This window comes from Lolliginicoccus suaedae, assembly GCF_008312885.1.
GTDB classification, from domain to species: domain Bacteria; phylum Actinomycetota; class Actinomycetes; order Mycobacteriales; family Mycobacteriaceae; genus Lolliginicoccus; species Lolliginicoccus suaedae.
In genome coordinates this window covers 118,221-130,264 of sequence record NZ_VSSO01000004.1, presented here as the reverse complement: position 1 = coordinate 130,264, position 12,044 = coordinate 118,221, and the positions used below count along the sequence as shown (strand labels likewise).

The window sequence follows — 12,044 nt, the reverse complement described above, 5'->3', positions numbered from 1 at the left end:
TCCAGTCGGGGCGCAATCGTCAACGCGGGCTCGGTAAGTCCGACAAGCCGGGCAGGCACAGCGGGCCCGTTGGGAACGGGAAGGCCCGGCGGCCGGTGGAACCCGCGCCGCCGGGCCTTGCCGAGGAACTAGTGGAGATCACTCGTCGAGCGTGATGAGCGGGTACACGCCATGCTCGTCATGCACCTCGCGCCCGGTGACGGGCGGGTTGAACACGCACATCATGCGCATCTGCTCATCAACCTCGAGGCGGTGCTTCTCGAAGCCATTGAGCAGGTACATGGAACCGGGGCCGATGTCGTAGACAGTGCCGGTCTCGAGATCGGTGAGCCTGCCGCGCCCCTCGACGAGCCAGACCGCCTCGACATGGTTGGCGTACCAGAAATCGTTGACCGTGCCGGCCTTGATGACGGTCTCGTGGAAGGAGAAGCCAACGCGGTCATCGGCGAGGACGATGCGCTTGGAGCGCCAGTTGCCGTTCTCGGCCTCGACGTCCCGCTCGGTGTTGGTGATGTCCTGGGTGGTGCGAACGATCATGCTGGTGCCTTTCTCTGAGATCTGCTGAACCAAGCGCGCCGCCGCGCGGGGGATCGCGCGGCGACGGCGTGATGAACGGTGGCTGGTCTCAGCGCAGGACCTGCCGGGCGGCATCGCACAGGATGTCGAGGCCGAGATCAAGCTCCTCATCGGTGAGGGTCAGCGGCGGCAGCAGCTTGACGACCTCGTCGGAGGGGCCGGAGGTCTCGGCGAGCATGCCGTTGTTGAACGCGATCTCGCATGCGGCGGAGGCGAGCTCGGGCTCGTCGAACACGAGGCCCTGGACCATTCCGCGACCGCGTTGCTGGAGTCCGCCGAGCTCCTGGGCGAGCGCCTGGAACCGCTCGGCGATCTTCTCTCCATTGCGGGCCGTGGCGAGCTCCAGGGTGTTGTCCGCCCAGAACGTGTCGATCGCGAGCTTCGCGGTGACGAAAGCGGGGTTGTTGCCGCGGAAGGTGCCGTTGTGCTCGCCCGGCGTCCAGATGTCGAGCTCCGGCTTGAACAGCGTCAGCGCCATCGGGAGGCCATAGCCGCTGATGGACTTCGAGATGGTCACGATGTCCGGCGTGATGCCGGCTGCCTCGAAGGAGAAGAACGGGCCGGTGCGGCCGCAGCCCATCTGCACATCATCGACGATCAGCAGGATGTCGCGACGGGCGCAGAGGTCCGCGAGGGCGCGCAGCCACTCGAAGCGGGCCACGTTGACGCCTCCCTCGCCCTGCACGGTCTCGACGATGACAGCGGCGGGGCGGTTGAGGCCCGAGCCGGAGTCATCGAGGACGCGCTCGAACCACTGGAAGTCCTCGGTGACGCCGCCGAAGTAGTTGTCGTACGGCATCGGCGTGGCATGGACCAGCGGGATGCCGGCGCCGGCGCGCTTCATCGAGTTGCCGGTGACCGAGAGGGCACCTAGCGTCATGCCGTGGAAGGCATTGGTGAAGTTGATGATCGCCTCGCGGCCGGTGGCCTTGCGGGCGAGCTTGAGGGCAGCCTCGACGGAGTTGGTCCCGGTGGGGCCGGGGAACTGCACCTTGTAGTCGAGCCCGCGCGGCTTGAGGAGGTTCTCCTCGAACGTCTCGAGGAACTCCTTCTTCGCCACGGTGGCCATGTCGAGCCCGTGGGTGATGCCGTCCTTGCCGATGTAGTCAAGGAGGGCTTCCTTGAGCACCGGGTGGTTGTGGCCGTAGTTGAGCGAACCGGCCCCGGCGAAGAAATCGAGGTACTTGCGGCCAGAGGTGTCGGTGATCCAGGACCCCTTGGCGGTGGTGAAGGTGGTGGGCCAGCCACGGCAGTATCCCCGGACCTCGGACTCCCGGTTGAGGATGATCGACGGGACGCCCGATCCGGTGCTGGGCTTCTCGGACTTATCGTCAGTAGGCAAGTCAGCGATGGTCATGTCTATCTCCTTGAAAATGCGAATCGACGTCAGGGACGTGATGGTCATGCTGTGGCCGCATGGTCTCGCGGCCGTGGTCAGCGCGGGGCGAACTCACCGATCCGGTACAGGTCCTCGGCCTCGTGGCTATCCGGGAACAGGTCGGGCGCGAACAGATCGCTGCGCACGATATCGGTATCACGGGAGCGCGCGAGCGAGGTGAACAGCTTGATGGACGCTTCGTTGTCCGGGCTGATGGTCGTCTCGAGATGGGTGGCGCGCTGCACCGGAGGCTGGTCTAGCAGCCAATCAAGCATGTTGTGGGCGATCCTCAGGCCCCGGTAGTCGCCGTCCACGGCGACCTGCCACACCATGATGGTGAGTGGATCCGGCGGACGGAAGTATCCGGTGACGAACCCGGCTACTCGGCCATCGACCTCCGCGACGACCGAGGACTCCCGGAAATCGCGGCACCAGAGCACGTATGCGTAGCTCGAGTTCAGGTCTAGTACTTGTGAATCGCGGGCGATTTCCCAGAGTCGAATCCCGTCCGAGATTTCTGGAAAGCGGAATCGCACCGCACGGCGGGCGGTGTCTGTGTTTTCGATGTCAGATTTCATCGGTAACCTGAGATTAACAATGCGTCGTCCCTTTGTCAGGGAGCGTCGCGCGGGCAGGGGCACTTTCGGAGCTGTTTTCGCTGGACAGCCATGCAATGTGGCTATCGTCACATTGCAATCATAGTTGACGTATGCTGCGACGGCACCCAAGGTGGCTGCCGGTCACGCTTCCTCGTGCTCGACGAACTCCGCTACCAGCGTCAATGGTGGCGCGAAAGCTCCAGGCCGCGTCGTTGCCACTGCTCCAGCCGCAGTGGCCCAGCGCAGCGCCGTGCGAGGCCCAGTGTGCCAGAAGGCCGCGAGCGCGCCAGCGAAAGCATCGCCGGCCCCCGTGGTATCGACCACCTCGACGGCGGGCGGCGCCACCTCGATCACACCACCGCCAGGGCCCCGGTAGGAGGCTCCCGCCGACCCCCGCGTGGTCACTGCATGGCGGGCATGCCGCAGCTCCCCGTGCAGGAGCGCGGCCTCGTTCTCATTGACGATCAGCACGTCCGTGGCCGCCACGAGCTCACGCGGAAGCTCCCCGGCGGGGGAGGGGTTCAGCATGACCGTGACGCCCGCGGCGCTCGCGGCCAGCGCCGCCTCCGTCACGATCCCGATCGGCAGCTCGCATTGGAGCAGCAGCACATCGCACTCGACGATCCGCCGTCGCTCCTCCGGCAGCAATGCCGTCATGGCCGCGTTGGCGCCCGGCACCACGATGATCGCGTTGTCACCAGAATGGTCCACGCTGATCGCTGCGAGCCCGCTCGGCGCCTCCACCTCGCGCACCTCGGGAAGGTGAACCCCGGCCCGTTCCATCGACTCCCGCAGCGGGGTGGCGAACTGATCCCCGCCGAGCGCGCCGAGGAACCACACCTCCCCACCAAGCCGGGCGGCGGCCTTCGCCTGGTTCGCGCCCTTGCCGCCAGGAAGCTGTGCTAGAGACTCGCCCAGCACGGTCTCGCCCACGGCTGGAATGCGGGGAGCCCGTGTCACCAGGTCCATGTTCACGCTGCCCAGCACTGCGATCCTGCTCATGGCACCAGCATCGCACGCGCGCCCCCGGCGCGCGGCACGATCCGCGTGCCAGGCCGACCCGCTACCCTGGAGGCCATGACGACCGGCTCCACCCTCGCGGCCTCGGCCAGCTCCACCGACACCGACCTTCGCTCGCACGTCCACGATGCGGCCCGCCGCGCGCGCGGCGCGTCCCGCGTGCTCGCGCTGCTGACCGCTGAGCAGAAGAACGCCGCGCTGCATGCCGCGGCCGACGCCATCCTCGCCGCCACCGGCGCCATCCTCGCGGCGAACGATGATGACATCGAGCGCGCCCGCGCCGCCGGGACCGCCGAATCGCTGATCGACCGGTTGCGCTTGACCGAGGCCCGAGTGGAGGCCATCGCGTCCGGGCTGCGCCAGGTCGCTGGCCTTGCCGACCCGATCGGCGAGATCATCCAGGGCAAGACCCTTCCCAACGGCCTCGAGCTCGTCCAGAAGCGCGTCCCGCTCGGTGTCATCGGCATCGTCTACGAGGCCCGGCCCAACGTCACCGTCGACGGGTTCGGCCTGTCGCTCAAGTCCGGCAACGCCGTTCTCCTGCGTGGCTCCGGATCCGCCGCCTCCTCCAACGCCACCCTCGTCGACACCTTGCGCGGCGCCCTCGATCAGCAAGGATTGCCCACCGATGCGGTGCAGCTGCTGCCCGCCGAGGACCGCGCATCCGTGACCCACCTCATCCAGGCCCGCGGGCTCGTCGACGTCGTCATCCCGCGCGGCGGTGCCGGGCTCATCAACGCCGTGGTGCGCGACGCCACCGTGCCCACCATCGAGACCGGCGTCGGCAACGTGCACGTCTACATCCACTCCGCGGCCGATCTCGACATCGCCGAGAAGGTCGTGCTCAACTCCAAGACACGACGCCCCAGCGTGTGCAACACCGCTGAGACCCTGCTCATCGACAAGACGATCGCCAGCACGGCCATCCCTCGGCTCACCCAGGCCCTCCAGATGCACAGCGTCACCCTGCACGGCGACCTGCCCGGCATGGTGCCCACCACGGAGCAGGACTGGACCGACGAGTACTTGAGCCTCGATATCGCGGTGAAGGTCGTCGACGGCATCGATGCCGCCATCGAGCACATCGACCAGTACGGCACCAGCCACACCGAGGCCATCATCACCAGTGATCTCGCCGCCGCGCGCGAGTTCACCAACCGCGTCGATGCCGCCGCAGTGATGGTCAACGCGTCCACCGCCTTCACCGACGGCGAGCAGTTCGGCTTCGGCGCGGAGATCGGCATCTCCACCCAGAAGCTCCACGCCCGCGGACCCATGGGCCTTCCCGAGCTCACCTCCACCAAGTGGATCGTGTGGGGCAGCGGCCACACCAGGCCCGCCTAGCAGTTCCCTAGGCATACTCACTGGCCCGCGCGCCGGAAAGGCACTCATGAACCCCATCAGCGTGACCACGCCCGCGTTCGCCTCGCCCGCTGAGGTCATCGAACGGCTCGCCGCCACCGGCTACCTCGCCGACACCGCCACCGCGACGGCCGTGTTCCTCGCCGATCGGCTCGGCAAGCCGCTGCTCATCGAGGGACCCGCCGGGGTCGGCAAGACCGAGCTGTCCCGCGCGATCGCGACGGCTACCGGGGCAGGCCTGATCCGGCTGCAATGCTACGAGGGCGTCGATGAGGCACGTGCCCTCTACGAGTGGAACCACGCCAAGCAGATCCTGCGCATCCAGGCAGCGCACGAGAACAGCTGGGAGGACACGCGCGACGACGTCTTCTCCGAGGAGTTCCTGCTCGCGCGGCCACTGCTCGCCGCGATCCGTCGCACCGAGCCCACCGTGCTGCTGATCGACGAGACCGACAAGGCCGACACCGAGTTCGAGGGCCTGCTGCTCGAGGTGCTCAGCGACTTCGCCGTCACCGTCCCCGAGCTCGGCACCATCACCGCCACCCGCCGGCCGCTGACCATCCTCACCTCGAATGCCACCCGAGAGCTCTCCGAGGCGCTCAAGCGCCGCTGCCTGTTCCTCCACATGGACTACCCGGACCCCGACCGCGAGCGACGCATCCTCGCCGCGCGCGTGCCCGAGCTGCCCGCCGCGTTCGCTGCCAGCATCGTTGATGTGATCGGTGCGCTCCGGGCGCTGCAGCTCAAGAAGTCGCCGTCGGTCGCCGAGACCATCGACTGGGCCCGCACGCTACTGGCCCTCGGTGAGGCGAAGCTCGACGACGCCGCGATCCGCACCACCCTCGGCGTGGTGCTCAAGCATCAGGCCGACCACCAGCGCGCCCTCGCCGATCTCAAGCTTTCCTAGCGCGGCCAGCATGGACAGCCCAGGGAACACCGGAAGCGCCGCGGAGCACCCCCGCATCACCGGGCACCTCGCCGGATTCGTCGAGGCGCTCCGGGCAAAGGGCATGCCAGTCGGGCCGGCCGAGACCGTGGATGCCGCTCGCGTGCTCACCCACCTCGGCCTCGAGCAGCGTGACGTGGTGCGCGAGGGCCTTGCTTGCGCGCTGGTGCGCCGCGATACCCACCGACCCACGTTCGACACGACCTTCGACCTGTGGTTCCCCGCAGCGGCCGACGCCCGCGCCGTCACCGATGAAAGCGGTGCCGAGCATCCCCGCGACGAGGACGGCGACCTCGATGTCGCAGCGCTGCGCGACACCGTCGCTGATCTGCTCGCCAGCACCTCCCTCAATGCGAAGGACGAGCTCGACGAGACGATCACCCTCATCGTCGATGAGCTGGGCCGCTACCGCTCGATGAACGGTGAATCCTTCTCCGCCTACCAGGCGTTGCAGGCCATGGCCCCTGACCAGGTCCTCGACAAGGTCCTCAAGGGGCTCCTCGAGCGGATCGCCCCCGCGGGGGGAGGCACCCCCGAGCCGTTCGCCCTCGAGGTGGCCAAGCGCAATGCCGCCGCCCTCGTCGCGCGGTTCCGGGCCCAGGTCGAGTCCGAGACGCAGCGGCGCGTCGCCCAGCGCCTCGGCGTGCAGAAGGTCACCACGTACGCCGTGCCCAAGGTTGCCGAGCAGGTCGACTTCCTGCGCGCCAGCGACACCGAGCTGCGCGCTCTGCGTGCCAGTGTCGCGCCGCTCGCCCGGCTGCTCGCCAGCAGGCTCGCCGTCCGCCGCAAGCGCATGCGCGCCGGATCCATTGACGTCCGCAAGACCATGCGCAAGTCCATGACCACCGGTGGCGTGCCCATCGACCTCGTCGCGCAGCGCCCCAAGCGCACCCGGCCCGAGCTCGTCGTGCTGTGCGACATCTCCGGATCCGTCGCCGGGTTCAGCAACTTCACCCTGCAACTCGTCCACGCGCTGCGCGAGCAATTCTCCCGGGTGCGGATCTTCGCCTTCATCGACGCGACCGACGAGGTCACCGCCTACCTCGACGCCCAGTCCGGCCTCGGCACCGCCATCTCCCGCATGATGGCCGAATCCCGCCTCATCACCTACGACGGCCACTCCGACTACGGCAATGCCTTCGCCACCTTCACCAACGAGTTCGGCCACGCGCTCACCCACCGGGCCTCCCTGCTCATCCTCGGAGACGGCCGCACCAACTACCGTGACCCCAACCTCGCCGCGCTCGCCCGCATGGTCACCACGGCCAGGCAAGCGCACTGGCTCAACCCCGAGCCCGCCGCCCAATGGGGCAGCGGCGACTCCGCCGCCGACCTCTACCAGCAGATCATCCCCATGCATGAATGCCGCACCGCCGAGCATCTCGCGGCCGTCGTCGCGCGGCTCCTGCCGGTGTAGCGCGTTCCTGTCGGTCCGCGGCGCTAGCATCAAGCCATGCGCTGGGAGTTCGATGCTGACCTGTTCCTCTGGCACGGCGATGCCGTCTCGTGGACTTTCCTGCGCCTGCCCCTCGGCATCGCCGAGGAGATCCACGACCAGCAAGCGGGGCCCCGTGCCGGGTTCGGATCCGTGCGGGTCGCCGTGACCATCGGCAGCACCACGTGGCGCACCTCGGTGTTCCCCGACAAGCCGACCGGCAGCTTCCTGCTGCCCATCAAGAAGCAGGTGCGCGCCGCCGAGGGCATCACCGAGGGCGACACCGTGACTGTCCGCCTCGAGCTCGCCGGGGCGTGAGGCTGATCAGGGGCGTGCCTGGGGCGGCGCCTCGACGGTGAACAGGGGTGTCGGTCCGGGAACTCCCTTGAAGTCGAAAGCGCCAGCGGGGCTCGTGCTCCAGCCTGCTTGGTGCAAGGCCTCGCGCACGGCATCGGTGACCAGTACCTGGTGCGGCTGCGCGGCGGAGAGCACCCGGCTGGCAAGGTTGATCGGGCGCCCGTACCAGTCGCCGGCCCGCGAGATCGCGGTGCCAAGCGTCACCGAGGCCCGCAGTGGTGGCAAGCCGCGGGCCTGCGCCTCATCGACGATCGTCACTGCCGTGCGCGCCAGGGCAACGGGATCCGGGCTCATCAGCATCACCGCGTCCCCGATGGCCTTGACCACGCGAACCGGGGCTTCGGCCAGATCGGTGGCGAGCGCGCCGAGATCATCAGCCATCTCCCCGAGGATGTCGACGGGCAGCTTCTCGCCGAGGCGGGTGAAGCCGACGAGATCGGCGAAGCAGAACGCGACTTCCTGGACCCCGGTGATCGTGATGTCGCGGGACCCTGCCGCGCCCACGGCGTCCGAGCGGATCCGCTGGGCCAGCATGGTGCCGAGCAGGTGCGCCACGATCTGCGCCTCGGCCTCGGCGAAGCGGCGGACCTCCATCGCGTAGCGCAGGACGACATCGGGATCGTCGTGCGCGGCCAGCAGCACATCCTCGACCATGCCGGACATCGCGTCGACGAAGCTGCCGAGGTTGCGTCCCCACACCCGGGCCGTGGCGAACAACTTCTCGGTGTCGAAACCCAGCCGCAAGTACTCGCGGAACCGTTCCGCGATGAGCAGGTCATCGTGGCTATAGACCGGCGCGCCGGTGGCGGGGACGCCGCGGCCCAGCGCGCGGAACCAGGACCGCAGCTGCTCGGTCTCCACGCCCGCCTTGCTCGCGAGCTCATGGATGGTGAAGACGCCCGGCGGATCCAGGGCCTTCTCGAGGATGAGGCTCGCGAGCCGTCCCGTGCTGACCGCGACCACGAGCTGCTCGATCGGCACGCCATCGCCGGCGAGCGCGCGCAGGGCCGCGAGGCGCAGCGAGCGCGCCTCGCCCCTCAACCCGTCGAGCAAGCCCGCGCGCTCGAGTTCCTCGTCCAGTGCCGCGCCAGCTGGCCGGTGCGCGGGTTCCGTGCCGTCCTTGATGGCCACCTGTCGATCGTATCCATCACGGAGGAGAACCGGCCCGGGATGAGGCAGAAAGGTGCCGGGGCGAGCGCAAGGGGCCGCCTCCCAGGTCCGAGCAGTTAACACAACCTTCACGGTGGCGAAAAAACTCTCGCTGGCTGGAGGAATACGGTCATCCCATCGGCACGTGGATCGCTCCGCTGGAGGTGGTTGGCCATGAGGATCGCCCAGTTCAACGCGTTGCCCAGGCAGCGCGCGGCAGCAATGGTCGCTACCTGCGCGGGGATACCCCGTTGGGTGGACGCCATCGTTGCGCACCGCCCATACCCCTCTGTGGACCGGCTCATCGAGTTCGCCGAGCACGCCTCGCTGTGCTGGACCGCCAGCGAGGTCGCTCGGGCCCTCGAGCAGAGCCCGATCACCCGCGAGCAGCGCGCCATGCACGGTGCTCCGGAGCGTCCCGCTGACAGCCCGGTGCCCGGCGCCGCGGCCCTGGCGCCCGCCCATGAGGTTCGCGCGCTGGCGCTGCATCACCTCGATTGGCTGTTCGCGGAATAGGCACCCACTGCTGGAACCGCGCTGCCACAGCGCCCGCTGGGCCGAGATGCGCCGTATTGTCGACTTCCATGCGCGCAGACACACGACGCCTCGGGGTCATGGGTGGCACCTTCGATCCCATCCATCATGGCCACCTCGTGGCTGCCAGCGAGGTCGCCGACCGGTTCGACCTCGACGAGGTGATCTTCGTGCCCACCGGGCAGCCCTGGCAGAAGGCAAGCCGGGCGGTGAGCCCCGCCGAGGACCGCTACCTGATGACCGTCATCGCTACCGCCTCGAACCCCCGCTTCTCGGTCAGCCGGGTCGACATCGACCGGCCCGGCATCACCCGCACCGCGGACACCCTCCGGGACCTGCGCGCCGCCTATCCCGGCAATGAGCTCTACTTCATCACCGGCGCCGATGCGCTCGCCAACATCTTGTCCTGGCAGAGCTGGGAGGAGATCTTCGATCTCGCGAAATTCGTCGGGGTGAGCAGGCCCGGCTATGATCTACACGCCGAGCATCTCTCCGCCCACCTCGATGATCGTCCCGATGACGTCATCACCTTGATCGAGATCCCGGCCCTGGCGATCTCCTCGAGCGACTGCCGGGCCAGGTCCCGCGAGGGGCGGCCCGTCTGGTACCTGGTGCCGGACGGGGTGGTGCAATACATCGCCAAGCGGGATCTCTACCGGAGGGCCACCGACGCCCCGGGAACAGGCACGAAGCCCGAGACCGCCCCGGCATCCGCAGACACACCGCCCGCGTCCTCGCGGGCAATCCCACATGAGGAGAATCCATGACCGCCACGCACGAGGCGATCGAGGCCAGCGCCGTAGCGGCCCGCGCCGCATCCGAGAAGAAGGCCACCGACATCATCGTCCTCGATGTGTCCGAGCATCTCGTCATCACCGACTGCTTCGTCATCGCCACCGGTGGCAACGAGCGGCACGTCAGCTCCATCGTCGACAACGTCGAGGAGAAGCTGCGCGAGATCGGCCGCAAGCCCACCCGCCGCGAGGGAGCCAGCGAAGGCCGCTGGGCACTGCTCGACTACGTCGATTTCGTCGTTCACATCCAGCACGGCGAGGAGCGTTCCTACTACGGCCTCGAGCGGCTCTGGAAGGATTGCCCCGCCATCACGGTCGAGGGCCTCGACGAGTCCCGCCCCGACGAGGACGCCGAGCAGGACTGAGGCTCCTCCCCGGACGAGACGGCGGTAGCGGCTAGAGTGATCCGTGGCCCCGCGGGCCGCCGTCGCACAAGGAACGAGGACCCACCATGGCGCCACCAGTCACGATCCGCAGGATCGTGCTGCTCCGCCACGGACAGACGGTGTACAACGCCGAGAGCCGCATGCAGGGGCAGCTCGACACCGCGCTCTCGGCCCTCGGCATCGAGCAGGCCAAGCGCGCCGCCGAGGTGCTCGCCCACTGCGATCCGCTCGCGATCATCTCCTCGGACCTGCACCGGGCCTACGACACCGCCCTCGAGCTCGGCTCCGCGACCGGACTGCCCGTCAGCAAGGACGAGCGGCTGCGCGAGACGCACCTCGGTGACTGGCAGGGCCGCACGCACGCCGAGGTCGATACCCTCGATCCCGGCGCCCGGATGGCCTGGCGGCTCGAACCCCGGCTGGCGCCGCCAGGGGGAGGGGAGAGCCGCATCGATGTGGCCGCCCGCGCCACGCCACTGATCGACGAACTGCTCGCCCGATCCTCCGGCGGCGACGCCACCCTCGAGCATTGGCCCGAGCACCCCATCGTGCTGGTCGCCCACGGCGGCCTGATCTGTGCCCTGACCGCCCGGCTGCTCGACCTCCCGGTCAGCCGCTGGCCGACCCTCGGCGCGCCCGGCAATGCCAGCTGGGCCCAGCTCAGCCACTACGGCGCGCCCGACGGCACCGGGCAATGGCGCCTCGACGTATGGAACTCCTCGGCCCAGGTAGCGCCCGATGCCACTTGAGACCAGCAACCCGCCCACCCTGCTCGTCCTGGGCGACTCCCTCTCGTTCTACGGCCCCGCCGGAGGCCTGCCCGCCGATGACCAGCGCATCTGGCCGAGCCTCGTCGCCTCCGGGCTCGGCTGGCGCGCGCACGTGTGCGCGCGCGTGGGCTGGACCACCCGCGATGCCTGGTGGGCACTGACCCAGGACCCGCTCGTGTGGGCAACCATCCCGCGCGCCGGAGCCGTCGTCATCGCGGTGGCCGGCATGGACTCCCTGCCCTCGCCCCTGCCCACCGCGCTGCGCGAGCAGATCCGATACGTGCGCCCCTCCTGGCTGCGCCGACGCGTGCGCGCCACCTACGCGCGGGTGCAACCGATGCTCTCGCCCCTCGGCTGGCCCATGGCCCTGCCGCCCGCAGTGACCGTCGCGTACCTCGAGCGGATCCGTGCCGCCATCACCGCCGTGCGCCCCGGCATCCCGATCATCGCGGTGCAGCCAGCGCTTCACCACAGCCGCTACTACGGCTACGCCCAGCCCGGGCAGCCCCGTACCTCCCGCGCCATCACGAGGTGGGCCAGCGAGAAGGGCATTCCGCTCGTGGACATTCCCGCTGCCACCATCGATCATCTGAGGGCAGGGGAGGGAAACCCGGACGGTATCCATTGGGGCTTCGCGGCCCATCGCCGCGTCGCCCGGCTGATGCACACCGCTATCGTGTCCGGTGAGAGTGATTCGCCCGGAAATGCCAGGGCGGCGCGGTAGCGAGAGAGGACATG

The 12,044-nt window shown here is 68.8% G+C and carries 14 protein-coding genes; 9 read left to right on the top strand and 5 right to left on the bottom strand.

Going from position 1 to position 12,044, the window contains the following annotated elements:
- Positions 1-138: 138 nt before the first annotated feature.
- The 4 genes from FXO18_RS12375 to FXO18_RS12360 form a co-directional block, all read right to left on the bottom strand.
- Positions 139-537, bottom strand: coding sequence for an ectoine synthase (locus FXO18_RS12375; RefSeq protein WP_149361443.1), 399 nt, complete (start codon positions 535-537; stop codon positions 139-141).
- 88 nt (positions 538-625) lie between these two features.
- Positions 626-1,933: a diaminobutyrate--2-oxoglutarate transaminase gene (gene ectB, locus FXO18_RS12370; protein WP_149361442.1), complete on the bottom strand. Its 1,308-nt coding sequence runs from the start codon at positions 1,931-1,933 to the stop codon at positions 626-628.
- Between the two features lie 77 nt (positions 1,934-2,010).
- Complete coding sequence (ectA, locus tag FXO18_RS12365) at positions 2,011-2,532, bottom strand: diaminobutyrate acetyltransferase (RefSeq protein ID WP_149361441.1); 522 nt, start codon at positions 2,530-2,532, stop codon at positions 2,011-2,013.
- 162 nt (positions 2,533-2,694) lie between these two features.
- Complete coding sequence (locus FXO18_RS12360) at positions 2,695-3,555, bottom strand: ribokinase (RefSeq protein WP_149361440.1); 861 nt, start codon at positions 3,553-3,555, stop codon at positions 2,695-2,697.
- Positions 3,556-3,630: 75 nt separating this feature from the next.
- On the opposite strand from FXO18_RS12360, the gene FXO18_RS12355 reads away from it, so the two are divergent.
- Genes FXO18_RS12355 through FXO18_RS12340 form a run of 4 tightly spaced genes read left to right on the top strand, consistent with a single transcriptional unit; the run spans position 3,631 to position 7,634 of the window.
- Entirely contained in the window at positions 3,631-4,917 is a 1,287-nt protein-coding gene (locus FXO18_RS12355; RefSeq protein WP_149361439.1) for a glutamate-5-semialdehyde dehydrogenase, read from the top strand.
- A gap of 46 nt (positions 4,918-4,963) precedes the next feature.
- Complete coding sequence (locus tag FXO18_RS12350) at positions 4,964-5,842, top strand: AAA family ATPase (protein WP_149361438.1); 879 nt, start codon at positions 4,964-4,966, stop codon at positions 5,840-5,842.
- Between the two features lie 10 nt (positions 5,843-5,852).
- Positions 5,853-7,298 (top strand): vWA domain-containing protein, encoded by a 1,446-nt coding sequence (locus FXO18_RS12345; protein WP_149361437.1) that lies wholly within the window; start codon positions 5,853-5,855, stop codon positions 7,296-7,298.
- Between the two features lie 36 nt (positions 7,299-7,334).
- Positions 7,335-7,634, top strand: coding sequence for a DUF1905 domain-containing protein (locus FXO18_RS12340; RefSeq protein WP_149361436.1), 300 nt, complete (start codon positions 7,335-7,337; stop codon positions 7,632-7,634).
- Positions 7,635-7,640: 6 nt separating this feature from the next.
- On the opposite strand, the gene FXO18_RS12335 is transcribed toward FXO18_RS12340, so the two are convergent.
- The gene (locus FXO18_RS12335) at positions 7,641-8,804 is read right to left on the bottom strand and encodes an adenylate/guanylate cyclase domain-containing protein (protein WP_187774346.1); all 1,164 of its coding nucleotides are present in this window, start codon (positions 8,802-8,804) and stop codon (positions 7,641-7,643) included.
- A gap of 192 nt (positions 8,805-8,996) precedes the next feature.
- Between FXO18_RS12335 and FXO18_RS15970 the strand changes: the two genes are divergently transcribed.
- From FXO18_RS15970 to octT, 5 genes are all read left to right on the top strand, one after another.
- A complete protein-coding gene (locus tag FXO18_RS15970; protein WP_187774345.1) occupies positions 8,997-9,338 on the top strand; it encodes a 2-oxo-4-hydroxy-4-carboxy-5-ureidoimidazoline decarboxylase in 342 nt (113 codons plus the stop codon).
- Positions 9,339-9,406: 68 nt separating this feature from the next.
- Complete coding sequence (nadD, locus tag FXO18_RS12330) at positions 9,407-10,123, top strand: nicotinate-nucleotide adenylyltransferase (RefSeq protein ID WP_149361434.1); 717 nt, start codon at positions 9,407-9,409, stop codon at positions 10,121-10,123.
- Positions 10,120-10,515, top strand: a complete 396-nt coding sequence (gene rsfS / locus FXO18_RS12325; RefSeq protein ID WP_149361433.1) for a ribosome silencing factor — start codon at positions 10,120-10,122, stop codon at positions 10,513-10,515. Before nadD ends, rsfS begins: the two co-directional genes overlap by 4 nt.
- Before the next feature lie 86 nt (positions 10,516-10,601).
- On the top strand, positions 10,602-11,285 hold the full coding sequence (locus FXO18_RS12320; RefSeq protein WP_149361432.1) for a histidine phosphatase family protein: 684 nt from the start codon (positions 10,602-10,604) through the stop codon (positions 11,283-11,285).
- Positions 11,275-12,030, top strand: a complete 756-nt coding sequence (gene octT / locus FXO18_RS12315) for a diglucosylglycerate octanoyltransferase (RefSeq protein WP_149361431.1) — start codon at positions 11,275-11,277, stop codon at positions 12,028-12,030. Before FXO18_RS12320 ends, octT begins: the two co-directional genes overlap by 11 nt.
- Positions 12,031-12,044 lie beyond the last annotated feature (14 nt).